The organism is Bradyrhizobium iriomotense, assembly GCF_030160715.1.
GTDB classification, from domain to species: Bacteria; Pseudomonadota; Alphaproteobacteria; order Rhizobiales; family Xanthobacteraceae; genus Bradyrhizobium; species Bradyrhizobium iriomotense.
The window spans coordinates 24,033-51,020 of sequence record NZ_BSOW01000054.1; the positions used below are offsets into that span (position 1 = coordinate 24,033).

The window sequence follows — 26,988 nt, forward strand, 5'->3', positions numbered from 1 at the left end:
TCCTTGAAAACAGGCACGGAACGCGCGTTTAACAAGTTAATCACACGCGGCGGTAGGCTGCCCGGATTTTAGCCAGTGCAGCCGCGTGCCTTCGGGGCCTCACCGGCCAGGCTGATGCGAAACACGAGCTGCTTGCTCTCGTCGAGAAGATCCATGTGCCATTGCGCGTTGGGCCTGAGGCTGCGCGATGCCGCCGCATGAAAACCGCCGCCCGTATGACTACGGCGCGGCGGCGAAGACAGTTCGTCAGGTCTGACCGATAGCGGCGCAGAAAGCACATGCGCCGGGCCGGCAAGGCTCAGTCGGTCGAGCGGCGCAACTCGAGCGGGCCTTCGTTCTTCGGCGCTTCGGGCTTTGCTTGCGACTTCACCGGCTCGATGCGGCCGGTCTCGACGCGCGGCGTCTCGACACGCGCGGCAACTTCGGTTGCAGACGCACTGACGGAGCCGGTCGCTTGTGGTGCGCGCAGCGAGCGCGGCCGCGCCGACGCGCGCGCCATCAGCATCTGATTGCCACCCTGGTGGTGGAAATCGCAATAGGCAAAGCTCATACCCGAGACCGAGCCGCGGAAGCTGCGGTCATCGGTCTTTTCCAGGTTGAAGCATGGTTCGAACGGAATCCCCTTGATCGAGGCGCAGACGTTCTGGCCGCGGATCTGGAGCGTGTTGCCCGGCAGACGAAGGTGGCGAACGGGACCGGCGCCCGAGAACTGCACTGCGCCTGCAGCACCGAGATCATCGAGGATGCGGCCTGCACCGCGGGTCCCATCGAAACAGGTGAAGGCGAACACCTTGCCCGCCACGAACCGGCGCGCCTCGTCCGCGTTCATACTTCCTGCAATGGCCGGGGCGACCGTTGCCGCAGCCGTGACAGCCCCCAACACAATACGCGCAAGCATGCTCTTACTCCGACAACCCCAGTAGCGGGCAAGCCTGATCTCTTTACCCGCTGCTTACCATACCAACCGTGGCGACATTGAAGCAGCTTGGTTGGTAAAGTCTGAACGCCGTTAGAGAATTTTTACCACGATGCGGCCGCGGACCTCGCCCGCGAGAATCTTCGGCCCCCACTCGATGATTTGGTCGAGCGAAATTTCCTTAGTAATTTCAGATAGTTTCGTCCGATCCAGGTCGGACGCAAGGCGTTGCCAGGCGGCCTTCCGCGGCGCGATCGGGCACATCACCGAATCGATGCCGAGAAGGCACACCCCGCGCAAAATAAACGGCGCGACCGAGGACGGCAGATCCATACCGGCGGCCAGACCGCAGGCTGCAATCGCTCCGCCGTACTTCGTCATCGCCAGGAGGTTCGCGAGGGTGGTCGAGCCGACGCTATCGACGCCGCCGGCCCAGCGCTCCTTGGCGAGCGGCTTTGCCGGCACGGACAGCTCGTTGCGGTCGATCACCTCGGCCGCTCCCAATTCCCGGAGATAACCCGCTTCGGCCGCACGCCCCGTCGAGGCGATGACGTGGTAACCGAGCTTCGACAGCACGGCGGTTGCAACCGAGCCGACACCACCGGCTGCGCCCGTCACCACCACGGGGCCGCTCTTCGGCGAGATGCCCTGCTTCTCCAGCGCCAGCACCGCGAGCATCGCGGTGAAGCCGGCGGTGCCGATCGCCATGGCGTCGCACGCCGACAGGCCCTGCGGCAGCGCGACCAGCCAGTCGCCCTTCACCCGCGCCTTCTCGGCATAGGCGCCGAGATGCGTCTCGCCCATGCCCCAGCCGGTGCAGACGACCTTGTCGCCCGCCTTCCACTGCGGATGAGAAGACTGCTCGACGGTGCCGGCGAAATCGATGCCGGCGATCATCGGGAAGCGGCGCACGACCGGCGCCTTGCCGGTGAGCGCAAGACCATCCTTGTAGTTCAGCGTCGACCACTCGACGCGCACGGTGACGTCGCCCTCCATCAGTTCGGCTTCGTCGAACTGCGTCAATGCGGCGGTGGTGCCCTTGTCCGCCTTGTCGATCCGGATCGCCTTGAAGGTTGCCACGACTGCACTCCCTGACTTGTTTCAGGGGATGTTTAGCCGATCAGGCAGGCTGCGCAACCGCTCTGGAGACAGGCTTCTCCTCGATCGGCAGATTGATTAGCGCGGAGAGCACGCCAAACAGGATCGAGAGCCACCAGATCGACGTGTAGGAACCGAACCGCTCGAACACGATGCCGCCGAGCCAGACGCCGAGGAAGCCGCCAACCTGATGGCTGACGAACGCAAAGCCATAGAGGGTTGCGAGCCAGCGTGTGCCGAACATCAGCGCCACCAGCGCCGAGGTCGGTGGCACGGTCGAGAGCCACATCAGGCCGGACACGGCGCCGAACGCGATTGCCGAGAACGGCGTGATCGGGAACGAGATGAAGGCGAGCGTCGCGAGCGCACGGATGAAGTAAATCGTCGAGAGGATGTAGCGCTTGGGCAGATAGTTTTGCAGCCAGCCGACGCTCAGCGAGCCCACCATGTTGAAGAGCCCGATGGCCGCGATCACCCAGCCGCCGACCTGCGTGGAGATGCCGCGATCGACGAGGAAAGCCGGCAGATGCACGGTGATGAAAGCAAGCTGGAAGCCGCAGGTGAAGAAGCCGAGCACGAGCAAAACATAGGAGCGATGGCCGAAGGCCTCGGCAAGCGCCTTGGTGAAGGACTGCTCAGCGGCCGGCGTGCTGGACGAGCTCGCAACCGGCGGCGTCGACAACGCGAACGACAGCGGAATGATCAGAAGCATCAGGCCCGCGAAAACCGTGAGCGTCTGCTGCCAGCCGAAATTGTCGATCAGCGCGACGCCCACGGGCGCGAACAGGAATTGCCCGAACGAGCCGGCCGCAGTGCCGGCGCCGAGCGCGAGGCCGCGCTTCTCGGCCGGCAGCAGCTTGCTGAAGGCCGACAGCACGAGATTGAACGAGCAGCCGGCAAGGCCGAAGCCGACCATGACGCCGGCGCCGATGTTGAGCGACAGCGGTGTCGAGGAATAGCGCATCAACAGCAGGCCGCCGGCATAGAGCACGGCGCCGACGCACATCACGCGGAACAGGCCGAAGCGATCGGCGACCGCGCCGGCGAACGGCTGGCCCAGTCCCCACAACAGATTCTGCACGGCGATCGCGAGGCCGAAGACGTCGCGGCCCCAGGAAAATTCGTGGCTCATTGGCTGGACGAAGAAGCCGAGGCTCGAGCGCGGACCGAAGCCCAGCATGCCGATGGCGCAGCCACAGAGAATGATGATCGCTGGCGTGCGCCAGGAGGAAGAACGCGAAACCGGACCGACGTCGCCCACGCTTGCCGACATGCAATTTCCTTTTTGAGCCGTTGGCGGGTCCGGAATAGGTCACCGCGACCGAAGCAATTAATGCATCTGCATGAAAATCCCAAGAGGTCTGCCCGGCATTGCAGCCCTGCAAATCCTGAGCGGGGGGCGCACGGGAATGTGTCCGAAAGGGTCTGGCGGCCAGAGCCTCCGCATGCTAAGTTTGATTTACTCACATTGAGCATATTAACGTGGGCTGCCGACCCATTCCCGAGCTGCGGTGGTGTCCGGCCAATCCTGATTGCGGCTCCCAAACCCAGCCGGCCTTGAAGGGCCGGATTTCTAACGGCCTACATATACTCAAATTGAGTATATTAGAGCGGGAGGCTTCGATGCCGATCTCTGGAATTTACGGTCCCGACGATTTCACCAGGCGGCCGAAGGGCCAGCCCGCTCCCACCGCACGCAAGCCCGTCGGCAACCGCGGCCCCGCATTGCCGCGGCCTTTGCTGGAATGGACACCGGAGGTCGAGCAGGCCACGGCGCACCTCTACGAGCGCGTCCGCCACGTGATCCCGTCGATCGAGTGGCCGCTGATGGCGCCGGCCATCAAGGCGATCAACGAGCTGAAGCAGGCGCGGGGCGCGGTGATCCTCGCGCACAACTACCAGGCGCCGGAGATCTTCCACTGTGTCGCCGATATCGGCGGCGACTCGCTCCAGCTGGCGGTCGAGGCGACCAAGGTGAAGGCCGACATCATCGTGCAATGTGGCGTGCACTTCATGGCGGAGACCTCGAAGCTGCTCAATCCGGACAAGACGGTGCTGATCCCGGATTCCCGTGCCGGCTGTTCGCTCGCCGCCAGCATCACGGGTGCGGACGTGCGCCTCTTGCGCGAAAAGTTTCCGGGCGTGCCCGTCGTCGCCTATGTCAACACCTCCGCCGAGGTGAAGGCCGAGGTCGACATCTGCTGCACCTCGTCGAATGCGGTGCAGATGGTCGAAAGCCTGCGCGCGCCGAGCGTGATCTTCCTGCCCGACCAGTACCTCGCGAAATACGTTGCGTCGAAGACCGACGTGAAGATCATCGCCTGGAAAGGCGCCTGCGAGGTGCATGAGCGCTTCACCGGCGAAGAGCTGCGCAGCTTTCGCGAAGCCGATCCGTCCGTGCAGATCATCGCGCATCCGGAATGCCCGCCAGACGTCCTGGCGGAGGCCGACTTCACCGGCTCGACCGCGCACATGATCAACTGGGTGCGCGAGAAGCGGCCGAAGCGGCTCGTGATGATCACCGAATGCTCGATGGCCGACAATGTGCGCGCCGAGCTGCCCGACATCGAGATGCTGCGCCCCTGCAATCTCTGCCCGCACATGAAGCGCATCACGCTGTCGAACATTTTGGACAGCCTGCTGACGCTCAGCGAGGAGGTGATGATCGATCCCGCCATCGCCGAGCGCGCGCGGCGATCGGTCGAGCGGATGATCAATCTGAAGAATTGAGCACGGAGCGGCAACACAGCACAACTGTCGTCCCGGCGAAGGCCGGGACCCATAACCACAGGCAGACGTCGTTGCGAAGAACGCCGTCGAACAACTTCGCAAAACAATTCCGCCTGGGGTTATGGGTCCCGGCCTTCGCCGGGACGACAGCGGAGAACTTGGAGACAGCCATGCCAAACACCATCCACGATCTCACCCGCACCACCGACGACATCGTCATCGTCGGCGGCGGCCTCGCCGGCCTGTTCTGTGCGCTCAAGCTGGCGCCGCGGCCCGTGACGCTGATCTCGGCCGCGCCGCTCGGACAGGGCGCATCGTCGGCCTGGGCGCAAGGCGGCATCGCGGCGGCCGTCGGCGAAGGCGACAGCCCCGAGGCGCACGCCGCCGACACCGTCGCGGTCGGCGCGGGTCTCGTCGATGAAGCGGTTGCGCTCGGGATTGCGCGCGAGGCGGCGCCGCGCATCCACGATCTCCTCAGCTACGGCGTGCCCTTCGACCGCGATCTCGAGGGCAGGCTTGCGGTGGGGCGGGAAGCTGCGCATTCGGCGCGGCGCATCGTGCAAGTGCGCGGCGACATGGCGGGCGCAGCGATCATCGCGGCGCTCAGCGAGGCCGTGCGGCGCACGCCGTCGATCCGCCTGATCGAAGGCCTTGTCGCCGAGGCGCTGCTGACCGAAGACGGCGCCGTCACCGGTTTGCAGCTTCGCGACGCCGGCAATGCGATGGCGCGCCCCGTCATCATCGCTTCGCGCGCGGTGGTGCTGGCAACCGGCGGCATCGGCCACCTCTATGCCGTCACGACCAACCCCGCCGAAGCAAGTGGATCGGGTCTCGCGATCGCGGCACGGGCCGGCGCCGTCATCGCCGATCCGGAGTTCGTGCAGTTCCATCCGACCGCCATCATAGCCGGCCGCGATCCGGCGCCGCTTGCGACCGAAGCGCTGCGCGGCGAAGGCGCTGTTCTGATCAACGGCAAGGGCGAACGCTTCATGGCGGCACGCCATTCGCTCGCTGAACTCGCGCCGCGCGACATCGTCGCACGCGGCGTGTTCGCGGAGATCGCGGCCGGCCGCGGCGCGTTCCTCGATGCGCGGGAGGCGCTGGGGCCGCGCTTCGCCAAAAAATTCCCGACCGTCCATGCGAGCTGCATCGCGGCTGGCCTCGATCCGGCGAGGCAGCCGATCCCGATTGCGCCTGCCGCGCACTACCACATGGGCGGCATCGCGGTGGATACACACGGCCGCACGTCCATCGACGGGCTCTGGGCCGGCGGCGAGGTATCCTCGACCGGCGCGCATGGCGCCAACCGGCTCGCCTCGAACTCTCTGCTGGAGGCCGTCGTCTATGCCGCCCGCATCGCGGAGGACATCGCCGGCCGCGCAATCCCCTCACCGGCCCACCTGCCGGAAGCGCTGGTGACGCCGCGCAACGCCGCGATCGATACGAGGACCGAGACGAAATTGCGTGCAATGATGAGTGCAAATGTCGGCGTGATCCGCGATAGCGACGGACTTGCGCAGGCCGTGCAGCATTTTGCGGCGCTTGAGAGCGATGCCGGCAGCGTCGCGCTTCGCAACATGGCGACCACGGCGCTGCTCGTTGCCGCATCCGCCTTCACCCGCCACGAGAGCCGCGGCGCGCATTTCCGCTCCGACCATCCGACCGAGGCGCCGGCCTTCGCGGAGCGCACCATGACGACGCTCACCGCTGCGCGCGAGATCGCCGAAGCGTTGACCGAACAACCTGCGCGCCGGACGGCGCAAGCCATGATCGCCTGACGGAGACGCTTGTCATGACGCCTGCTTCCCTGCTCCACCCCGACGCCTTCCTCTCGCCGCTCGCGATCGACGAAGCCGTGCACCGCGCGCTCGACGAAGATCTCGGCCGCGCCGGCGACATCACCTCGCTCGCGACGATCCCCGAGGCCAACACCGCCCACGCGATCCTGGTCGCGCGGCAGGCCGGCGTGATCGCCGGCCTGCCGCTGGCGCTGGCGACGCTGCAAAAGCTCTCCGATGCGATTAAGGTGCAGGCGCACGTCCGCGATGGCGCGCGCGTGAAGGCCGGACAGCGCGTGCTCACGATATCGGGCCCTGCCCGCGCCATTCTCACGGCCGAGCGGACCGCGCTGAACTTCGTCGGCCGGCTCTCCGGCATTGCGACGCTGACGGCCGACTACGTCCGCCAGACCGAAGGCAGCAAGATGCGGATCTGCTGCACGCGCAAGACCACGCCGGGGCTGCGTGCGCTGGAGAAATACGCGGTGCGCTGCGGCGGCGGTTTCAACCATCGCTTTGGCCTGGATGACGCGATCCTGATCAAGGACAACCACATCGCGGTCGCAGGCGGCATCCGCCCCGTGCTGGAACGCGCCCGCGGCCATGCCGGCCATCTCGTGAAGATCGAGATCGAGGTCGATACGCTGGCGCAACTGCGCGAGGTGCTGGACACCGGCCTTGCCGACGCGGTGCTGCTCGACAACATGGACATCGCCACGTTGCGCGAGGCGGTGAAGCTCGCAGGCGGGCGCGTCGCGCTGGAAGCGTCCGGTGGTGTCACGCTTGATACGATTGCACAGATCGCGGCGACCGGCGTCGACTACGTCTCATCAGGCGCGCTGACCCATTCGGCGCCGAATTTCGACTGCGCGCTGGACATCGAGGCGTAACGCGCTAGCGCGTCGCGCCCAGCTCGGCCGAGCTCTTGGCTTCCTGCGCGAGCTCGGCCGAGAGCGCGGCGGTCTGTGCCGGCGTGCCCCAGCTTGGCTCCTCGCTGCCATCACCCCAGGCGCGCGGCCGGTAGAAGGTGTGCACGCCGAACTTGTACGTCTTCTTCATCTCGGCGACCCAGGACGGCCGCACCCAATAGGCATGGTAGTGCGTCGACTTGCCGACCTCGGGCAGCCAGATCTGGCCGTCGAGCATCGCTTTCGCGATCTTCCTGGCGCGCTCCCACATGTCGGGCTCGCGGATCACGTCGGGATTGTTGTCGCAGGCGAAGGTGAACTGGCAGGCAAAGTGGCGGTACTTGTTCTGATAGACCACGCCGCACACGGTGTCCGGATATTTGCCGGAGAACACGCGATTCATCACCACTTGAGCAACCGCCATCTGGCCACGCACGGCCTCACCGCGCGACTCGAAGTACACGGCTTCAGCCAGGCACTTCTCTGATTTGGCGCGCGACTTGTCGTCGAGGGCGAGCCGTTCGGCCGGCGACCTGACGCGCTGGTCGTCGGCATTGACCTCGCCCTTGGGCGCAACGCTCTCGCCACTCTCGGTCGCCCTTGCGACCTCCTCCTCCGACGATGGCGGCAGCGAGGCCATCACCTTCATATCGGGGTCCGGCATCACGATCAGCGGCTCGGCGCCGGGCTGCCAGCTCTCCATGCCCTCGAGGCTGCCGCCGAGCGACGAGCTGCCGAAGAACAGGTTCGACGTCTTGACGCTGAAGGGATCGCGCGCCGGCGCGGCTGGGGCCGGCTTCAAATCGTTGAGCGGCTGGGCCGCAAGCGACAGCGCGGTGTCGCTCGCCGATGGCGTGGTGGAATATTGCGGCAGCGGCGGCGCGCGCAGCGCTTCCTCGAGCTCGGGATCAAGCGCGGCCGCGGACTCCGGCGACATCGCCTGCGGCAACGCGGCCGTCTTGGCGCCAAAGACCGAGCTGTTCGATGTCGCGGGATCCTGCGCGGCGGGCGCCGCCGATGGCGCGGCCGGCTCAGCCGGCGCGGGCGTGACGGTCGAGAGACGGTCGCCCTTCAGCGTGCGATCCACGCGCGGAAAATCAGCGGCCTGATAGCGCGGCGGCGCCTGGAGCGCCGGATTGCGCGCGATGCTGCCCGTGACGTCGCGATCGTCCAGGCTCGCGAGGCGATAGCTCGCGCTCTGCGGAACCGAGGTTCCGATCGGCCGGGCAAAGCTGTAGGTGGCGAGCTGGATCGAGGACGCCGCGGAGAATACCTGCCTCTGCCAGCGCTCGGCGACGCCGGGTTGGCGCGCCAGCAGCGAAGCAATGTCCTGATATCCGGTCTCTCTCGGCACCAATGCGAAGATGCAGAGACCGATTCCGAAGGACGCGAACCGCGCGCCCTTCGGATGGTTACGCAACACAAACATCGATACGCTCACGCAACGCTTACGCTAGAGAAGATCGAATGCAGTTCGTCCGTGCAATTCGATCCTTTTTGTTGCTATCTAATTTAGGTTGCCGGGGAGTTAATCGGCGTTGCGTATGCAACACACTCAAGCAATCGCAGGCGTTTTCACGGGGCGACCGGACGCATTGGTAAATGCGACCTCATGCAAAGAGGTAAACGTCTCGTCAACGCATATGGTGAAGGAACTCTTGCGCGTGCGCATCAATACGGGACGCGCGCGGTTCCGTCGTTGCGAAGGAGCGCCTCCACATCACCACTGTCATGCCCCGCGAAAGCGGGGCATCCAGTACGCCGCGGCTTCTCCGTATTCGTCACCGCCCCTGGAATACTGGATCGCCCGCTTTCGCGGGCGATGACGGTGTGTGCGCGGCATGCGGCATCAAGAAGCTCGTCATTGCGAGCGCAGCGAAGCAATCCAGACTGTCACCGTGGAACGATTTCTGGATTGCTTCGCTGCGCTCGCAATGACGATGTGGGTGCAGTTGCGCGCAAACGAAAAGAGGCGGAGCCTTGGCCCCGCCTCTCTCATTCTCAGATCTTGATCAAGCTCACGCCTGGCTTGCAACCGCTTTGCCAAGCGCGGCCTGGGCTGCCGCGAGGCGTGCGATCGGCACGCGATAGGGCGAGCAGGAGACGTAGTCGAGTCCGATCGCGTGGCAGAACGCCACCGAGGCGGGATCGCCGCCGTGCTCGCCGCAGATGCCGACCTTGAGCGAAGAGCGCGTCTTGCGGCCGCGCGCGACGCCGATCTTGACGAGCTCGCCGACGCCTTCCTGATCGAGCGCGATGAAGGGATCGATCTGCAAGATTCCCTTGGTCACGTAGGGACCGAGGAAGCTCGCGGCGTCGTCGCGGCTGATGCCGTAGGTGGTCTGCGTCAGGTCGTTGGTGCCGAACGAGAAGAACTCGGCCGACTGCGCGATCTCGGCCGCGAGCAGGCAGGCGCGCGGCAGCTCGATCATGGTGCCGACCTGATAAGCGAGCTTGGTGTTGGTGTCGCGCAGCACCGCCTGGGCGGTGGCATCGATGCGCGCCTTGACGAGGTCGAGCTCGGCCTTGGTCGCGATCAGCGGCACCATCACTTCGAGACCGACGGCCTTGCCGGTGCGCCGCTGCGCCTCGACCGCGGCCTCGAAGATCGCGCGCGCCTGCATCTCGGCGATCTCGGGATACGCGATCGCGATGCGACAGCCGCGGAAGCCGAGCATCGGGTTGAACTCCGAGAGCTCGCGCGCGCGATCCGCCAGGCGGCGCGGGTCGGTGTTCATGGCGCGCGCCACTTCCTCGATCTCGGCGTGGGTGTGCGGCAGGAATTCATGGAGGGGAGGATCCAAAAGCCGGATCGTGACGGGCAAGCCCTTCATGATCTCGAACAACTCGACGAAGTCGGCGCGCTGCATCGGCAGGAGCTTTGCCAGCGCGGCGCGGCGCGACTGCTCGTCCTCGGAGAGGATCATCTCGCGCACCGTGCGGATGCGCGTCTCCTCGAAGAACATGTGCTCGGTGCGGCAGAGACCAATGCCTTCCGCGCCGAACTTGAGCGCGGTGCGCGCATCCTCCGGCGTATCGGCATTGACGCGCACGCCGATCTTGCGGACCTGGTCGGCCCAGTTCATCAGCGTGCCGAACTCGCCGGACAGCTCCGGCTCGATCATCGGCATGCGGCCGGCAAGCACCTGGCCGAGCGAGCCGTCGATGGTGATGACATCGCCAGTCTTGAAGGTGCGCGAGCCGATGCTCATGGTGCCGCGGCCATAATCGACACGGATCGTGCCGCAGCCGGAGACGCAGGGCTTGCCCATGCCGCGCGCGACCACCGCCGCGTGAGAGGTCATGCCGCCGCGAGTGGTGAGGATGCCCTCGGCCGCGTGCATGCCGTGGATGTCTTCCGGGCTGGTCTCGATGCGGACCAGGATGACCTTGCGTCCGTCGGCCTGGAGCTTGGCGGCTTCATCCGAGGAGAACACGATCTCGCCGGAGGCAGCACCGGGCGAAGCCGGCAGGCCGGTGGCGATCACGTCGCGCTTGGCGTTGGGATCGATGGTCGGATGCAGCAGCTGATCGAGCGAAGCCGGATCGATGCGCGTCACCGCTTCCTTCTTCGAGATCAGGCCCTCATTGGCGAGCTCGACCGCGATGCGCAGCGCCGCCTTCGCGGTGCGCTTGCCGCCGCGGGTCTGGAGCATCCAGAGCTTGCCGCGCTCGACGGTGAACTCCATGTCCTGCATGTCGCGGTAGTGCTTTTCGAGCTGCGTGTAGATGCGCGTCAGCTCCTTGAACGCCTCCGGCATCGCCGTTTCCATCGACGGCTTGTCGGAGCCGGATTCTTTCCGCGCATCCTCGGTGATGTCCTGCGGCGTGCGGATGCCCGCCACCACGTCCTCGCCCTGCGCGTTGATCAGGAACTCGCCGTAGAGCTTGCTCTCGCCGGTCGAGGGATTACGGGTGAAGGCGACTCCGGTCGCCGACGTCTCGCCCATGTTGCCGAACACCATGGCCTGCACGTTGACCGCGGTGCCCCAGGATTCCGGAATGTCGTGCAGCTTGCGGTAGGTCACCGCGCGCGCGTTCATCCAGGATGAGAACACGGCGCCGATCGCTCCCCAGAGCTGGTCGTGCGCATCCTGCGGAAACTCCTTGCCGGTCTCGTGCGCCACCGCATCCTTGTACTTGCCGACCAGATCGACCCAGTCCTCCGCGGTGAGGTCGGTGTCGAGCGAATAACCCTGGCTGTCCTTGAAGGTGTCGAGGATTTCCTCGAAATGGTGATGCTCGAAGCCGAGCACCACGTCGGAATACATGGTGATGAAGCGGCGATAGCTGTCATAGGCAAAGCGGCGGTCGCCCGACAATTCCGACAGCGCTTCCACGGTCTCGTCGTTGAGGCCGAGATTGAGCACGGTGTCCATCATGCCCGGCATCGAGGCGCGCGCGCCGGAGCGCACCGAGACGAGCAGCGGGTTCTTGGCATCGCCGAACGCCTTGCCGGTCAGCTTTCCGACATAGTCGAGCGCCTTTTCGACCTGCGCTTTCAATTCCTTCGGATAGGTCTTCTCGTGCGCGTAGAAGTAGGTGCAGACCGAGGTCGGGATGGTGAAGCCGGGAGGCACGGGCAGGCCGAGATTGGCCATCTCGGCGAGGTTCGCGCCCTTGCCGCCGAGCAGGTCGCGCATTTCGGATTTTCCCTCGGCCTTGCCGTCGCCAAAGGTGTAGACCCACTTGCCCGCCTTGGCGGCACTCGGCGCAGGCTTCGCCGCGACCTTGGGAGCCACCGGCTTGCTGACCGGCTTGGGGGCGGGCTTCGCAGCCGTCTTCGCGGCGCTCTTCACCGCGCTTTTGGGCAACGCCTTGCGGGCCGCCGGCGCGGCTTTCGCCTTGGCAGAGGGCTTTGATTTCGCTGGGATTTTCTTAGGCTTCGAGGCGGCTTTGGCCATAGCTTGCACACAACCTGCGAGAGGAACGGGAAATCGCGGGCCTTACACCATTTTGGGCGGGCTCGCGCAAGTCGGACTGAAGGGGGATGGGGAGATTAGAGATGCAGCCACTTCAAGAGGCCAAGCCCGATCGCGCCGTTCAGGATCAGAAAGATCGCGACGATCAGGTTCAGGAGCCGCGGCATGATCAGGATGAGCACGCCGGCGATCAGCGACATGATCGGCGAGATGTGGGCGACGGTGAGATGCATGAAATTTCTTTCTCGAGGCTTCGGGGTGATGCGAATCGCGGCCGGATCATACCGGGCCCGGTTCCGCGAGTAGAGACGCACAAGCCCATACCTGGGTTCCGCCTCGCACGAAAACTGCCTGAAATTGCCGCGAATGCGGCACTCAATTTTCCGGAACATTGCGCACGCCGCAGCATTGGCAACCGACCGCGCCACTGGCGCATCCCGAAATCGTCCTTCGGAAGGAGTTGCCTATGCGGAACAGAATTCTTGCTCTTGCAGCGCTTGGCGCAGCGCTCGCCGCGCCCGTCGCGGCGCAGGCGCAAGCCGACGTCACGATCGGCCGCGCGCCCGTCGTGGTCGAACGCAGCCCTGGCATCGCCGTCGAGCAGCGACCGGCGTTTCGCGACTATGTCGTCGAGCAGCGCGTGCCGGCCTTCAGTGTCCCCGACCGCATCGTGATCGGCACCGTGCTGCCGGAAACCGGCATCACCTATTACGATGTGCCGCAGCGCTTCGGCGCCACGACCTATCGCTACACCGTCGTGAACGGCGAAACCGTGCTGGTCGAGCCGCGCTCGCGACGCATCGTCGAGGTTCTGGACTAGATGTCCGGCGTGCCCCCAAAAGGCCAATAACAAGGCTCGGCGCGCGTAGAGTTTTCGGACATCAGGCCCCGCCCGGTCATCCCCCCGCCGGGCGGGGCTTTTTTTCGCGCTCTCGTGTCCCGGACGCGTCGCAGCGCGTAGCGGTGCGACGCAGAGCCGGGACCCAGCTTCGTGCCGCCAGCACGCGGCATGGCCCCGGATCAGCAGCGCATCACGCCGCAAGAGGCGGCGCGCTGTGCAGCATCCGGGGCACGAGAGCGATCAATCCTGGATCTTCGAGAAGTCCGCGACCGCACGCGTCGCGCTACGGATTTCGTTCAAGAGCTTCAACCGGTTCTCGCGCACCTTCGGGTCCTCGTCGTTGACGCGGACCTTGTCGAAGAAGGCATCGACCGGCGGACGGAGCTTTGCCATTGCGCTCATCGCGGCGGCAAAGTCTTCCTTCGCGACGGCAGCGCTCGCTTCCGCCTTCACCTCGCCGATCGCCTTCGCCAGAGCTTTCTCCTCCGTGAGGCTGTAGAGCGCAGCATCCGGCGCGCCGTCGAAGGTGCGCTTGTCCTTCTTCTCCTCGATGCTGAGGATGTTGCCGGCGCGCTTGGTGCCGGCAAGCAGGTTCTTGCCGTCATCGGAGTCGAGGAACTTTCCGAGCGCCTCGACGCGGCGCACGATCATCAGGAGATCGTCCTGACCACCGAGCGCGAACACGGCGTCGACAAGATCATGACGCGCGCCCTGCTCGCGGAGCTGAACCTTGAGACGGTCGGCGAAGAAGGCGAGGAGGTCGTTCGGAATCTTCTGCGTATCCGTGGGCTTCACCGACAAACCGGCAAGCGCTGACGCGGCCGCCTTCAACAGCGACAGGCGAAGCGCATTCTCGGCAATCAACCGGATCACTCCGAGCGCCGCACGGCGCAACGCATAGGGATCCTTGCTTCCCGTCGGCTTCTCGTCGATCGCCCAGAACCCGGCGAGGGTATCGAGCTTGTCCGCGAGTGCCACCGCGACGCTTACCGAATCGGTCGGTACGCGATCAGCCGGCCCTTGCGGCTTGTAGTGCTCCTCGCAGGCTGCGGCGACGGAGGTGTCCTCGCCCTGGGCCAGCGCGTAGTACTTGCCCATCAGGCCCTGCACTTCCGGGAATTCGCCGACGACTTCCGTCAGCAGATCCGCCTTCGCCAGATGCGCGGCGCGCTTGGCTTTCGCGACATCGGCGCCGACCAGCGGCGCGATCTCGGCCGCCAGGCGCTCGATGCGCTTGATGCGCTCTCCTTGCGTGCCGAGCTTCTCGTGGAACACGATCTGCTCGAATTTCGGCAGCCGGTCTTCCAGCTTCGTCTTGAGGTCGGTCTCGTAGAAGAACTTTGCATCGCTCAGCCGCGCGCGGATCACGCGCTCGTTGCCGGAGACGATCGCCTTGCCGCCGTCGGTCGCCTCGATATTCGCAATGAGAATGAACTTGCTGGCGAGCTTGCCCGTTTTGGGATCGCTGACCACAAAGCACTTCTGGTTGTTGCGGATGGTGGCGCGGATCACTTCCGCGGGGATCGACAAGAATTCCTGATCGAACGATCCCATCAGCACAACCGGCCATTCGACGAGGCCCGCGACCTCGTCGAGCAGGTTCTGGTCCTCGACCAGCTCGAAGCCTTGGGCAAAGGCGAGCTGCTTGGCGTCGGTCAGGATCGAATCCTTGCGCCGCTCGGCATCGAGCACGACTTTTGCGTCGAGCAGCTTGGCCTCGTAATCCTCGAAGCGGCGCACGTTGATCGCGGCGGGTGCCAGGAAACGATGACCATAGGTGGTCTCGCCGGTCTCGATGCCGTCCACGGAGAACTTCACGACATCAGGCTCTTCTGTCTCGAGCCCGAAGGTCGCGGTGATCGCGTGCAGCGGACGCACCCAGTTGAGCGAACCCGGCTTGGCCGAGCGCTCGCCCCAGCGCATCGATTTCGGCCAGGGGAAGGTGCGGATGATCACGGGGAGGATCTCGGCGATCACGTCGATCGCTGCACGGCCGGGCTTCTCGATCAGCGCGATGTAGAAGTCGCCCTTCTTGTCGCTCTGGATCTTTGCTTCGCTCAGCGAGGCAAGGCCCGTGGCTTTCAAAAATCCCTGGATCGCAGGCTCCGGTCCGCCGACGCGCGGACCGCGGCGCTCCTCCTTGAGATCGGGCTGGCGCGCAGGGATGCCGTGGACGGTCAGGGCAAGGCGGCGCGGCGTCGCAAACGCCTTGGCGCCTTCATAGACGAGACCTTCGGCGACGAGCTTGTCGGTGACCATGCGGCGCAGATCGTCGGCCGCCTTCGCCTGCATGCGCGCGGGGATTTCCTCGGAGAACAGCTCCAGCAACAGATCGGGCATCAGGCCACTCCGCCCGCTTCGGTGTGCACCCAGGCCTCGCCGCAGGCCTTGGCCAACTCGCGCACCCGGAAAATGTAGCTCTGGCGCTCGGTCACCGAGATGACGCCGCGCGCGTCGAGCAGATTGAACACGTGACTCGCCTTGATGCACTGGTCATAGGCCGGCAGCGCCATCAGGTGTTGTTTCCGATTGCCCCCTTCGCGCCAGCCGGCCGCGAGGTATTTCTTGCAGGCCTCTTCCGCCATCTTGAACTGCTCGAACAGCATCGCGGTGTCGGCATATTCGAAATTGTGCCGCGAATATTCCTGCTCGGCCTGAAAGAACACGTCCCTGTAGGTGACCTTCTGGTCGCCTTCGCGGCCGTTGAAGTTGAGATCCATGATGCGGTCGACGCCCTGCAGGTAGCAGGCAAGCCGCTCCAGCCCATAGGTGAGCTCGCCCGCGACCGGCGCGCATTCGACGCCGGCGACCTGTTGGAAGTAGGTGAACTGCGAGACTTCCATGCCGTCGCACCAGCATTCCCACCCCAAGCCCCACGCGCCCAGCGTCGGGCTCTCCCAGTCGTCCTCGACGAAGCGGATGTCATGCACGGCGGAATCGATACCGATCGCGGCGAGCGACCTCAGGTACAGTTCCTGGAGGTCCGGCGGCGACGGTTTGAGGATCACCTGGAACTGATAATAGTGCTGAAGCCGGTTGGGGTTCTCGCCGTAGCGGCCGTCCTTCGGCCGGCGCGAGGGCTGCACATAGGCGGCATTCCACGGCTTCGGGCCAAGCGCACGCAGGGTGGTCGCAGGGTGGAACGTGCCGGCGCCGACCTCCATGTCGTAGGGCTGGAGGATCACGCAGCCGTAATCCGCCCAATAGCGTTGCAGCGCCAGGATCAGGCCCTGGAACGAGCGGTCCGGGCGCATATGGGCGGGCAATGAGGCGTCCATCGTCAGGTCAGGCTTTCGCGGGGGGTTTTGAATCGCGCGGGACCGTATCGACGGCGGCGGTGGGAATCAAGGCAAAGGGGGGCCCTTTGGCCCCAGACAGCGACGCCATTCCGGGGCGCCCGAAGGGCGAACCCGGAATGACAGTGCAAGAAAGTCGAATGACTAGCCCGGGCGATACGCCCCGGTGACCGGGTCGCGCTTCAGCGTCTGGATTTCCCCCATGCGGGCGGCTTCGGCGACGCGCGACAGGCGCATCTCCTCCAGCTCCTGGTTGATCCGGACAGCGGTCTTGTAGGCCCAGCGGACCACGGCTAGCCCGCCCAGGACGCCCGCGAATGCAACGAACGGCGGCATCGGTCGATCCTTGTTCAATGCTCAGCCCCCACGCGCATTCTCGCGCAGACGGGCCCGCGCCGCAATTGGCTTGGTTCGGACCAAATGGCGCGGGCTGGCTACTGCTAGAACCCGAATTTTGCCCAAATCGCCCGTGTTTCCAGCGCCGAAATCAGCTCATCCGGCAGGCTGGTCACCCCCTCCAGGGCCGAAAGCTGGCCTGCGCCGGGCGCTTTGCGGCCAAACAGGCCGGACAGCAGCCCGGTCGGCTGCGCGATCACGGGGGTGAGAACCTTCTCGCCGTAACGGGCACGAAGAGTTGAGCGGAGATCGCCGATGCCGTCGGCAAGACCCAGCGAGATCGCGGTATCGCCCGCCCAATATTCGCCGGTGAACAGCGTGTCCTCGTCACCCTTCAGGCGCCCGCCACGGCTCTCCTTCACCAGAGCGATGAAGATCGCGTGGATCTCGCGCTGGAGCTTCTTGAGCCGCGCCACGTCATCAGGGTTCTCGGGCAGGAACGGATCGAGCATCGCCTTGTGCTCGCCGGCGGTATAGAGCCGCCGCTCGATGCCGAGCCGCTTGATCGCCTCCTGAAAGCCGAAGCTGCCGCCGACCACGCCGATGGAGCCGACGATCGAGGAGGGATCGCAGAAGATCTCGTCGCCCGCGCAGGCGATCATGTAGCCGCCGGAGGCGGCGACGTCCTCGACGAACACCAACACCGGCAGCTTCTTCTCGGCCGCGAGTTGCTTGATCCGCAGATAGATCTGGCGCGACTGCACCGGCGAGCCGCCGGGCGAGTTGATGACGAGCGCCACCGCCTTCGCATTCCGGAACGAGAACGCACGCTCCAGCACGCGCGCCACGCCGGCGAGCGTCATGCCCGGCCGCAGCGGCGTCACCGCGCCGATCACTCCCGACAGCCGCACCACCGGCACGACGGCGACGCCGGGACGGAAGCGTGCCGGCAGATATTCGATGAACCCGTCAATCAGGCCGGACGACTTATTCGTATCGCTCAATTGTTCGGCCATGCCGTTACCTCGTCTTTACCATTTCTTATCACGCGACTGTCATTGGAAGTGCCTGGAACGTGTTTTGCAAAGTCTCCATTGGGAGGCTGCAATGGCGCAGCGGAGGGCACCATGAAGATCTATCTGCTAGTGATGTTGATGGGTGCGCTTTTCACTGCGATTCGCTTCACCACGACGCAAGAACAGCAGTCGAACTCGCTTCCCCAGTAGATTTTCACGGCACCGCTAGCGGCAGCACCGCCCTTCCGGCCAATACCTCCTGCACCTCTTTTTTAGGCACACGTGACTCTTCGTTGAGCATCAGGCTCGGCAGGATGCGCGTCGGTGCCCTGCCGCCTTTGATGGCGCGGACCAGCACGCGGATCGCAGGCTTCTCCGTATCGCCATGAACCGGCAACACCGAGAGGCTTCCGAAGCCGCGTGACAGCGCTGTCAATACGTCTGCTATCCCATCTGCGCGCCAGATCAAGGTCAGCGCACCACCGGACTTGAGAATGCGCCGCGCTGCATGCACCCAGGCATGCAGCGTCTCCTCCGTCGCGACATGGGCGACGTGACGCGCCTGGTCCGGAGAGCCGCGGTGGCGCAGGGCATCGTTGAAGGGCGGATTCATCAGGACGACGTCGACACTGTCAGGCAAAAGGCCGCAGGCCGCGAAGCTCTCCGCACCGGCCGTGGTGTCGAGGACGATCGCCTCGGCTTCAATCGCATTCGCGGCCGCGTTGGCGCGCGCGAGGCTGCCAAGCTCCGGATCGATCTCGACCAGCGTCAGGCTGATTCCGGGGACGCGACGCGCCAGCGCAAGGCCCGCCGCGCCGACGCCAGCGCCGAAATCGACGACGCGATCGCCTGCCTCGGCCGCGGTCGCCGCGGCCAGCAGGATCGCATCGTGACCGGCGCGGTGACCAGACCGCTTCTGCATCAGGCACAATTGCCCGCCAAGGAACGCGTCCTCGGTGACGCCATCCTCCGTGACATTTTGGGCGAGCTCAGTCATCGCCGCGCAATTCATGGCTGAGGCCGGCCTCGGTCAGGAGTTGTCGCGCCTCGCTGGCATCGTCCTCATGGACCAGGATACGCCGCGGCAGGATGCCGAGCGAGCCCTCGATGATGCTCATGTTCTGGTCCAGCACCAGATGGTGGATATTGGCGCCGTCGAGCAGTGCGCCGATCGCCGACACCAGCACCATGTCGTTGGTCCGAACCAGTTCGCGCAAAACGAGCCTCCTGCCTGACGCGGGGTGGGCGGAAATGTCAATGGTTCCGCGGCACTTGCCGCATCCGCCCGCAGTTTCTATTGTCTTTGGATCAGAATAGCCCTTCCGGGGCAAATATTGGAGACCGGCGTGGCCGTAATCGTACCTTTCGAAACTCCCGGCGCGTCGATCGAAGAGCTGGTTGCCCTTGTCGCCCCCGATATGGAGCGGGTCAATGCGACCATCCTGTCGCGGACCGGCTCCGAGGTGACCATGATCCCGGAGGTTGCCAACCACCTGATCTCCTCCGGCGGCAAGCGTCTGCGGCCGATGCTCACCCTCGCCATGGCCAACCTCGCCGGCTACACCGGCGACGGCCATATCAAGCTCGCCGCCTCCGTCGAGTTCATGCATACCGCGACCCTGCTGCACGACGACGTCGTCGACGAGAGCGAGATGCGGCGCGGCAAATTGTCGGCGCGCATGCTCTGGGGCAACGAGGCGAGCGTGCTGGTCGGCGACTTCCTGCTCGGACAGGCTTTCCGCATGATGGTCGAGGTCGGCTCGCTGCGGGCGCTCGACATCCTCTCGGCTGCGGCTGCGACCATCGCCGAGGGCGAGGTGATGCAGCTCGCCGCGGCCAAGAACACCGCGACCACCGAGGACGAATATCTCGCCGTGATCCGCGCCAAGACTGCGGAACTGTTCGCTGCCGCCTGCGAAGTCGGGCCCGTGCTCGCCAACCGCCCAAAGGCCGAGCAGACCGCCTGCCGCTCGGTCGGCATGAATCTCGGCATCGCCTTCCAGCTCGTCGACGACGTGCTCGACTATGGCGGCAAGAGCGCCAAGCTCGGCAAGAACACCGGTGACGATTTCCGCGAAGGCAAGATCACGCTGCCCGTGGTGCTCGCGTTCCGCCGCGGCAACGACAGCGAGCGCGCCTTCTGGATACGGGCGCTGGAGCGCGGCGAGATTGGGGACACCGATCTCGATCACGCCATCGGGCTGATGAACAAGCACCGCGCGCTCGAGGACACGCTGAGCCGCGCCCAGCACTACGGCGCCATGGCCGTCGATGCGCTGGCGCTGTTCCCGTCCTCGCCGATGAAGAGCGCGCTGGAGCAGGTCGTGGCGTTCTGCCTCGCACGGTCGCACTAGCGCACGATCCGGAAAAGTGTGCAGCGGTTTTCCGAAAAGATCGTGTTCAAACAGGGAGCTAAAGCGCGATGACGATTCAACCTAAATTCATCGCGCTTTAGCGGCCTCCGCGAATGGTCGACGCGAACTTCTGGCTGTTCCTCGCCGCCGCCCTCGTCATTGCCCTGGTTCCCGGTCCCGGCATCTTCTACGTCGCCGCGCGGACCTTGGCGGAAGGACGCACAAGCGGGTTCGCTTCGACTGCCGGCACGGCGCTGGGCGGTATGGTCCATGTGGTCGCAGGCAGCCTCGGCATTTCGGCCATCATCCTTGCGAGCGCCGAGCTGTTCGCCGCCGTGAAGTTCCTGGGCGCGCTGTATCTGGTCTGGCTCGGCGTCCGGACCTTTCGCAGCGCCGGCCGGCCTCCCGCGCTGGAGGCGGAGCCCGTCGGCGATAAACGCGCTTTCCGCGACGGCGTGCTGGTCGAAGCGCTGAACCCGAAGACCACGGCCTTCTTCCTGGCGTTCATCCCCCAGTTCCTCGATCCGTCCGCCAGCCCGACGCTGCAATTCATCCTGCTCGGCGCGATCTCGGTGACGCTGAACACGCTCGCCGATATCGTCGTGGTGCTGATGGCGTCGCTGACCCGCGCGCAACTGATCAGCCGGCCACGTCTCATGCAGCGCCTCACCCAAGGCTCCGGCGTTTTCATCGCAGGTCTCGGCCGCTCGCTCGCGCTGGCGCGTAGGCCGGTGCAAGGTTAGCGTCCGCATAGGATCGCCACACGATGCTTGGGCCAAAGAGTTGCTTCTATGAGTCTCACGGCCTGCGGCTGCATTATGCCGACTGGGGCAATGAGGGCGCACCGGTCGTCATCCTGGTTCATGGCGGCCGCGATCATTGCCGGAGCTGGGACGCAATCGCCCGCGCGTTGCAGCCGCATTTTCGCGTGCTCGCTCCCGACCTTCGAGGCCACGGCGATTCCGACTGGACCAGGGGCGGCAGCTACGCACTGACCGAGTATGTGTACGATCTGGCGCAGCTCGTCCGCACCACCCGCGCACAAGAGGTGATCCTCGTCGGCCATTCGATGGGCGGGATGGTGAGCCTGATCTATGCGGGATCGTTTCCGGAACAGGTGTCGGCACTGGTGGTTCTCGACGGCGTGACCGTCTTGCCGGATGCGCAAAAGGCCCCCACGCATGAGCGCATCGCCAAATGGGTCAACCAGCTCGACAAACTGCACGACCGCACGCCGCGCCGCTATTCGACCCTCGAGGACGCGGCTGCGCAGATGGTGCTTCACAACAAGCGGCTGTCTGGCGACCTCGCGCTGCATCTTGCAACTCACGGCGCGCAACGGAACGAGGACGGCACCTATAGCTGGAAGTTCGATCCCTATCAGCGCGCCTCTGCGCCGCACCGGCTCTGGCCGGACGATCACGTCGCATTGTGGGCGCGCATCTCCTGCCCCACGCTGCTCCTGAATGCGGACGAAAGCTTCCTCGCCGGCTCCAGGGGAGCAGGCCTGGAGCGCTACTTCCAGAAGGCGCGCATCGAGACGATCAGCGGCGCCGGACACTGGCTGCATCACGACCGGCCGCGCGAGGTGCTCGGCGCGATCAGGCGGTTCCTCGGGCTGGCGGATGCGTAGGACGGGCACATCGGCTTTGCGCTGAATCGTAGCCCGCATGAGCGAAGCGATATGCGGGAGACCGCGCGGAAGGAAATGTCCCGGATGTCGCTTCGCTCATCCGGGCTAGGCGGTGATCGCCCCTAGCTCAACGTCCCCGCATGCACCCACCAGCCGGGGTGGTCGCGGCGGATCGTCTCGGCCGCGGCATGCGCCTCGGCCGGGCTGCCGAAGATCGCAAAGCAGGTCGCGCCCGAACCCGACATACGGGCGAGCTTGACGCCGGCACAGGCGAGCAAGGCCTCCAGCACGTCGCCGATCACGGGCTCGATGCGCATAGCGGGCTCTTCGAGATCGTTGGGCACGGTCGAAAGAACGTCGACCCAATCGGCGATCGACCCGCCCTCCTCCGGCCAGGCCGGCGCTTCGAAGACATCGGTGACGCCGACCAGAAGCTCGCCGTTGCGCAGGCCCAGTGCCTGGAACACATCCTTGGTCGCGACCTGAACGCGCGGGTTCACCATCACGCTGGGCATGCTGGGCAGCATCAGCGGCAGGAGCTGCTCGCCGACGCCGGTCATGTCACAGGCGCGCGAGAGCAGGCATACCGGCACGTCGGCACCGGTCGCAAGCGCGACCTTCTGCAAACGGGGATCATCGAGCGACAGATTGTTGAGGCGCGCGAGCAGCCGCAAGGCTGCCGCAGCATCCGCCGAGCCGCCGCCGATACCGGCTGCAACGGGAAGCACCTTGTCGAGCGCGAAGGCGCCGAGCTTCAGGTTGGGCACGGCCTCAGCGAGAAGCCTCGCCGCCTTGAGCACGAGATTGTCAGCGGTTTCGCCGCAGGCTGCAGCGAGCGGGCCCGTGGTGGTGAGCTTCAGCTCTCCGTCCGGCTCGAGCGTAAGACGATCGGCGCAATCGGCAAATGCGACCACGCTTTCGAGATCATGATAGCCGTCGGTGCGACGGCCGACGACGCGAAGGCTCAGATTGACCTTCGCCCGTCCTTCCTCAATCAACGCCGACATCGGCGACCAACCCCCAAAGACTTCATTTGCGCATGATCTTGTCGGAAAACCGCTGAACACTTTGCGCTAACGCGGCCCTCCGGGTCCGGATCATGCGCGCCCCGATCAGCCGCCCTTGCCGTCGTCCTTTTTCTTCTCTGCCTGCGCGGCTGAAGAATTCGAATTGTCGTCGGTCAGACCGTTGGCGATCTTGGCCTCGATCTTCGGCAGATCGTCCGGCTCGGGCTTCAGATCGCGCGCATGCGACCACTGGAATTTGGCTTCCAGCGTGCGGCCGATGCGCCAGTAGGCATCGCCGAGATGGTCGTTGATGGTGGGATCCTCGGGCTTCAGGTCGATCGCACGCTCGAGGTTCTTCACCGCCTCCTCGTAATTGCCGATGCGATAGTAAGCCCAACCAAGAGAATCGACGATGTAGCCGTCGTCGGGGCGCTGCTCGACGGCGCGCTTGATCATCTTCATGCCCTCGTCGAGATTGACGCCCTGGTCGATCCAGGAATAGCCGAGATAGTTGAGGACATGCGGTTGGTCGGGCTGGAGCTCGAGCGCCTTCTTCATGTCGGCTTCCGCCTTGCCCCACTGCTTGGAGCGCTCCTCGCAGATGCCGCGGTAGTAGTACCAGACGCTGTTGGACTTATCGGCGCCGGCCGGCAGCACCGCGATGCCTTGCGAGTAGGTCCCACCGCAATCGCCGAACTTCTTGCGGCCGCGCTCGATATTGCCGAGCGCCATGATGGCTTCGAGATCCTTCGGATCTTCCACGACCACGGATTTGAGGATCTTGATCGCCTCGTCGGTCTTGTCGGCGGAGTCGAGATCGACCGCGAGCTGAATCTGCGCGTTGCGCTTCAACGGCGAGTTCGCCGGCACGCGCTCATAGACCTTGATCGCCATCTGCGGCCGCTTCACCGATTCATAGAGGTCGGCGAGCGAGAGCAGCGCGAGCGGATGGCTCGGCTGGAGATAGAGCGCGAGCTGGAGATAGACCAGCGCGAGGTCTTCGCCGCCGCGGCGGGTCAGCGTGGCGCCGATGCCGTAGAGCGCTTCGGCCGCACCGCTTTGCGCGGAATCGATCAGCGGCGGCATCTTCTTGCCGGCGCGGGTCTCGCGCAGGCCGTCCTGGATCAGCGGATGACGGGCGAGCTTCTTGTCGAAGGCCTCGTAGACGGTGGTCGCAGCGGCCGCATCCTTGTTGCGCGACAGCCAGCGCGCATAGGCTTCGGTGATGCGCAGCATGGAATCGTCGAGCTTGTAGGCACGCTCGAAACGGGTTCCGGCGTCCTTCTCCTTGCCGGCGAGCTCGAGGATCATGCCCGCATGGAGGTCCTTGAACAGCGGATACCATTCCGGGCCAGTCAGCTTGTCGATGCTGGCGACAGCGGCCTTCGAGTCGCCCGCGCCGTACGCGGCCCAGCCGGACAACAGCGTCGCGACCAGATCGGTGATCGGCCCGCGGATCGACTGATTGATGTTGCTCTGGGCGGTCGCATATTTCTTCATCTTCAGGTCGTGCACGCCGACCACGAGGCGCGCGACACGGTTCGACTTGTCGATGGTCAGGATGCGCTCGGCGAGCTTGACGGCTTCGTCGATGTCGCCATCCGCGACGGAGGAGATGAAAGCGCGGTCGAGCAGCTCGTTGTTCTTCGGATCGGTGCGCAGCGCCGAACGGTAGAAGGCGGCAGCGGACGAGGCGTCGCGTTCGACGCTGGCGTGGCGCGCGGCGAGATAGCTGCCCGCACCGGTGAGCGACTTCAAATCATTCCGGGTCGGAAACTGCACCGCCGTGTCGGCTGGATGATCCGGCGTCTGCGCCAGGACCACGCCCGGGACCGCCACGATCGCAGAACCGGCAAGGGCGATGGCAGCAGCAGTCCAGCGGTTGAAACGATTTGAAAACATCAGGGCTCGCCTTAAGTTTGGGAGGTCAGGGTCGTCTCGCTTGCAAACGCGACCGGTGGCATCGGGACCCGGAACCGTCATAGCCGGGAACAATGCCGCTTTTAGCGCCCAATCGCAAGGATTCGGCGGGGTTTTCGGAAGCCGATTCGGCGCTCACCCTTACCGGCCCTGTCCGCCCCAAAACCCTTTTACTATGGCCTTATCGTGGCCGCGGGCAGTGTGATCCGCGGTCACTTCCCCTCACGCGATCGTGCGGCAGTTTGCCCGAATCCTACATCGCCTCGTAATTCGGCCCGCCGCCGCCCTCCGGCGGAACCCAGGTGATGTTGCCGTTCGGGTCCTTGACGTCGCAGGTTTTGCAGTGAACGCAATTCTGGGCGTTGATGACGTAACGCGGGCTCGCGCCCTCCTCCACCCATTCATAGACGCCGGCCGGGCAGTAACGGTTCGAGGGACCGGCAAAGACGTCGTGCTCCGAGGTCTTCTGAAGGTTCATGTCCGCAACCTTCAGGTGAACCGGCTGGTCCTCTTCATGGTTGGTGTTGGACAGGAACACCGATGACAGCTTGTCGAAGGAAATCTTGCCGTCGGGCTTCGGATAGTTTTTCGGAGCGTGGCTCTTCGCCGTGTCGAGCGTGGCGCGATCGGGCTTGGCGTGCGACTGGGTGCCGAACAGCGAGGCGCCGAAGAGCGTGTTGCACCACATGTCGAAGCCGCCGAGCGCGACGCCGAGCACGGTGCCGAACTTCGACCATAGCGGCTTGACGTTGCGGACCAGGAACAAATCCTTGCCGACCGAGGACGAGCGCCACGCGTTCTCGTATTCGACGAGTTCGTCATTGGCGCGGCCCGCGGCGAGCGCGGCTGCGACATGCTCGGCGGCGAGCATGCCCGAGCCCATTGCATTGTGCACGCCCTTGATGCGCGGCACGTTGACGAAGCCGGCCGCGCAGCCGATCAGCGCGCCGCCAGGAAAGCTCAGGCGCGGCACCGACTGGTAGCCGCCCTCGGTGATGGCGCGCGCGCCATAAGCGAGCCGCTTGCCACCTTCAAAGGTGCCGCGGATCGACGGATGAGTCTTGAAGCGCTGGAACTCGTCGAACGGCGACAGATAGGGATCGTCGTAATTGAGATGCACGACGAAGCCGACGGCGACGAGATTGTCGTCGTAATGATAGAGGAACGAACCGCCGCCGGTCTTCATGTCGAGCGGCCAGCCGAAGGAATGCTGGATCATCCCCTTCTGATGTTTGGCGGGATCGATCTGCCAGACTTCCTTCAGGCCGATGCCGAATTTCGCCGGCTCGCTCTTCGCATCCAGCGCGAACTTGGCGATGAGTTGCTTGGAGAGAGAGCCGCGCGCGCCTTCGGCGAACAGCGTGTACTTGCCGAGCAATTCCATGCCACGGGTAAAGGAGTCCTTCGGCTTGCCGTCCCTGCCGATGCCCATGTCGCCGGTGGCGATGCCCTTCACGTTGCCAGCCTCGTCGTAGAGCACTTCGGCTGCCGCAAAGCCCGGATAGATCTCGACGCCGAGCGCTTCGGCCTTGCGCGCCAGCCAGCGGCAGACATTGCCGAGCGAGCCGATGTAGCAATGATGATTGTTCATCAGCGGCGGCATCAGGAAGTTCGGCAGCTTGATCGCGCCGCCCGCCGTCATCCAGTAGAAGCGATCGTCCTTCACCTGGGTCTTGAGCGAGCAATCGGCATCCTCGCGCCAGTCGGGGAAGAGCTTGTCGAGGCCGGCGGGATCGATCACCGCGCCCGAAAGAATATGCGCGCCGACTTCCGAGCCCTTTTCCACCACGACGATATTGAGATCGGCGTTGAGCTGCTTCAGCCGGATCGCAGCCGACAGGCCCGAGGGGCCGGCGCCGACGATGACGACGTCGAATTCCATGGATTCGCGCGGGGGAAGTTCTTCGGTGCTCATCTGATCTCAGCCCTTGAGACGGTCCCTGGTCGTTTGCGCCCCCTTGTTTCCGATTTTTCCGGGCAGGACAACCTCGGAAATGCGTTTCGCTGGGATGCAAGGGCCCCTAAACTGACCCAAATGACATAAGTTGCCATGATCAGCGAACCCACCCCCACCGTCCGCGAGCTGCTGGCCTTCTATCTGGAGGCCGGCGTCGACTGCGCGCTTGCCGAGGAACCGATCGACCGCCTCGCCGAGGCGGATGCGCCGCCCCCGGTCGCACGCGTGGCGCCGCCAGTCGAGGCGCCGCGCCCCGCTGCAGCGCCGGCGGTGATG

General features: G+C 65.1%; 22 protein-coding genes and 1 pseudogene. 8 read left to right on the forward strand and 15 right to left on the reverse strand.

What is annotated here, in order from left to right; all coding sequences use genetic code 11:
* Window positions 1–298: 298 nt before the first annotated feature.
* The 3 genes from QQL28_RS42430 to QQL28_RS42440 all read right to left on the reverse strand — a co-directional run bounded on the left by QQL28_RS42430 (window position 299) and on the right by QQL28_RS42440 (window position 3,287).
* Window positions 299–898 carry a hypothetical protein gene (locus QQL28_RS42430; RefSeq protein ID WP_284275380.1) on the reverse strand — a complete coding sequence of 200 codons (600 nt, stop codon included), beginning with the start codon at window positions 896–898 and terminating at the stop codon, window positions 299–301.
* 111 nt (window positions 899–1,009) lie between these two features.
* Window positions 1,010–1,996 (reverse strand): acrylyl-CoA reductase (NADPH), encoded by a 987-nt coding sequence (gene acuI / locus QQL28_RS42435; RefSeq protein ID WP_284275382.1) that lies wholly within the window; start codon window positions 1,994–1,996, stop codon window positions 1,010–1,012.
* Between the two features lie 40 nt (window positions 1,997–2,036).
* On the reverse strand, window positions 2,037–3,287 hold the full coding sequence (locus tag QQL28_RS42440) for an MFS transporter (protein WP_284275384.1): 1,251 nt from the start codon (window positions 3,285–3,287) through the stop codon (window positions 2,037–2,039).
* Between the two features lie 350 nt (window positions 3,288–3,637).
* Here QQL28_RS42440 and nadA point away from each other — a divergent pair, with 350 nt between their 5' ends.
* From nadA to nadC, 3 genes are all read left to right on the forward strand, one after another.
* Window positions 3,638–4,744, forward strand: a complete 1,107-nt coding sequence (nadA, locus tag QQL28_RS42445; protein ID WP_284275386.1) for a quinolinate synthase NadA — start codon at window positions 3,638–3,640, stop codon at window positions 4,742–4,744.
* A gap of 170 nt (window positions 4,745–4,914) precedes the next feature.
* A complete protein-coding gene (locus QQL28_RS42450; protein WP_284275388.1) occupies window positions 4,915–6,522 on the forward strand; it encodes an L-aspartate oxidase in 1,608 nt (535 codons plus the stop codon).
* A gap of 14 nt (window positions 6,523–6,536) precedes the next feature.
* Window positions 6,537–7,412: a carboxylating nicotinate-nucleotide diphosphorylase gene (nadC, locus tag QQL28_RS42455; RefSeq protein WP_284275390.1), complete on the forward strand. Its 876-nt coding sequence runs from the start codon at window positions 6,537–6,539 to the stop codon at window positions 7,410–7,412.
* Between the two features lie 4 nt (window positions 7,413–7,416).
* Here nadC and QQL28_RS42460 read toward each other — a convergent pair whose 3' ends face one another.
* The 3 genes from QQL28_RS42460 to QQL28_RS42470 all read right to left on the reverse strand — a co-directional run bounded on the left by QQL28_RS42460 (window position 7,417) and on the right by QQL28_RS42470 (window position 12,585).
* Entirely contained in the window at window positions 7,417–8,859 is a 1,443-nt protein-coding gene (locus tag QQL28_RS42460) for a cell wall hydrolase (protein ID WP_284275392.1), read from the reverse strand.
* Between the two features lie 589 nt (window positions 8,860–9,448).
* The gene (ppdK, locus tag QQL28_RS42465) at window positions 9,449–12,334 is read right to left on the reverse strand and encodes a pyruvate, phosphate dikinase (RefSeq protein WP_284275394.1); all 2,886 of its coding nucleotides are present in this window, start codon (window positions 12,332–12,334) and stop codon (window positions 9,449–9,451) included.
* 95 nt (window positions 12,335–12,429) lie between these two features.
* The gene (locus QQL28_RS42470) at window positions 12,430–12,585 is read right to left on the reverse strand and encodes a DUF3096 domain-containing protein (RefSeq protein ID WP_254105814.1); all 156 of its coding nucleotides are present in this window, start codon (window positions 12,583–12,585) and stop codon (window positions 12,430–12,432) included.
* Between the two features lie 233 nt (window positions 12,586–12,818).
* On the opposite strand from QQL28_RS42470, the gene QQL28_RS42475 reads away from it, so the two are divergent.
* Window positions 12,819–13,172 carry a DUF1236 domain-containing protein gene (locus QQL28_RS42475; RefSeq protein WP_284275397.1) on the forward strand — a complete coding sequence of 118 codons (354 nt, stop codon included), beginning with the start codon at window positions 12,819–12,821 and terminating at the stop codon, window positions 13,170–13,172.
* Between the two features lie 261 nt (window positions 13,173–13,433).
* Here the strand turns inward: QQL28_RS42475 and glyS are convergent, their stop codons facing one another.
* The 6 genes from glyS to QQL28_RS42505 all read right to left on the reverse strand — a co-directional run bounded on the left by glyS (window position 13,434) and on the right by QQL28_RS42505 (window position 19,058).
* The gene (glyS, locus tag QQL28_RS42480; protein WP_284275399.1) at window positions 13,434–15,533 is read right to left on the reverse strand and encodes a glycine--tRNA ligase subunit beta; all 2,100 of its coding nucleotides are present in this window, start codon (window positions 15,531–15,533) and stop codon (window positions 13,434–13,436) included.
* Window positions 15,533–16,471: a glycine--tRNA ligase subunit alpha gene (locus tag QQL28_RS42485; RefSeq protein WP_284275401.1), complete on the reverse strand. Its 939-nt coding sequence runs from the start codon at window positions 16,469–16,471 to the stop codon at window positions 15,533–15,535. Before QQL28_RS42485 ends, glyS begins: the two co-directional genes overlap by 1 nt.
* 162 nt (window positions 16,472–16,633) lie before the next feature.
* Window positions 16,634–16,825 (reverse strand): hypothetical protein, encoded by a 192-nt coding sequence (locus QQL28_RS42490; protein ID WP_027524294.1) that lies wholly within the window; start codon window positions 16,823–16,825, stop codon window positions 16,634–16,636.
* Window positions 16,826–16,929: 104 nt separating this feature from the next.
* A complete protein-coding gene (locus QQL28_RS42495; protein ID WP_284275403.1) occupies window positions 16,930–17,841 on the reverse strand; it encodes a S49 family peptidase in 912 nt (303 codons plus the stop codon).
* A 214-nt stretch (window positions 17,842–18,055) separates the two neighbouring features.
* Complete coding sequence (locus QQL28_RS42500; RefSeq protein ID WP_284275405.1) at window positions 18,056–18,838, reverse strand: tRNA1(Val) (adenine(37)-N6)-methyltransferase; 783 nt, start codon at window positions 18,836–18,838, stop codon at window positions 18,056–18,058.
* Complete coding sequence (locus QQL28_RS42505; RefSeq protein WP_027524291.1) at window positions 18,831–19,058, reverse strand: putative signal transducing protein; 228 nt, start codon at window positions 19,056–19,058, stop codon at window positions 18,831–18,833. The genes QQL28_RS42500 and QQL28_RS42505 overlap by 8 nt, the downstream gene beginning before the upstream one ends.
* 129 nt (window positions 19,059–19,187) lie before the next feature.
* Between QQL28_RS42505 and QQL28_RS42510 the strand changes: the two genes are divergently transcribed.
* The 3 genes from QQL28_RS42510 (at window position 19,188) to QQL28_RS42520 (ending at window position 21,828) form a co-directional block, all read left to right on the forward strand.
* The gene (locus QQL28_RS42510; RefSeq protein ID WP_284275408.1) at window positions 19,188–20,195 is read left to right on the forward strand and encodes a polyprenyl synthetase family protein; all 1,008 of its coding nucleotides are present in this window, start codon (window positions 19,188–19,190) and stop codon (window positions 20,193–20,195) included.
* Window positions 20,196–20,308: 113 nt separating this feature from the next.
* Entirely contained in the window at window positions 20,309–20,938 is a 630-nt protein-coding gene (locus tag QQL28_RS42515; protein WP_284275410.1) for a LysE family translocator, read from the forward strand.
* A gap of 23 nt (window positions 20,939–20,961) precedes the next feature.
* Window positions 20,962–21,828: an alpha/beta fold hydrolase gene (locus QQL28_RS42520; RefSeq protein ID WP_284275412.1), complete on the forward strand. Its 867-nt coding sequence runs from the start codon at window positions 20,962–20,964 to the stop codon at window positions 21,826–21,828.
* Between the two features lie 122 nt (window positions 21,829–21,950).
* On the opposite strand, the gene QQL28_RS42525 is transcribed toward QQL28_RS42520, so the two are convergent.
* From QQL28_RS42525 to QQL28_RS42535, 3 genes are all read right to left on the reverse strand, one after another.
* Window positions 21,951–22,835, reverse strand: coding sequence for a 4-(cytidine 5'-diphospho)-2-C-methyl-D-erythritol kinase (locus QQL28_RS42525; protein WP_284275415.1), 885 nt, complete (start codon window positions 22,833–22,835; stop codon window positions 21,951–21,953).
* A gap of 105 nt (window positions 22,836–22,940) precedes the next feature.
* Window positions 22,941–24,737, reverse strand: coding sequence for a tetratricopeptide repeat protein (locus QQL28_RS42530; protein ID WP_284275417.1), 1,797 nt, complete (start codon window positions 24,735–24,737; stop codon window positions 22,941–22,943).
* A gap of 271 nt (window positions 24,738–25,008) precedes the next feature.
* Window positions 25,009–26,670, reverse strand: coding sequence for an electron transfer flavoprotein-ubiquinone oxidoreductase (locus QQL28_RS42535; RefSeq protein WP_284275419.1), 1,662 nt, complete (start codon window positions 26,668–26,670; stop codon window positions 25,009–25,011).
* Window positions 26,671–26,805: 135 nt separating this feature from the next.
* Between QQL28_RS42535 and QQL28_RS42540 the strand changes: the two are divergent.
* A pseudogene (locus QQL28_RS42540) lies at window positions 26,806–26,988 on the forward strand (uracil-DNA glycosylase); the annotation flags it as partial.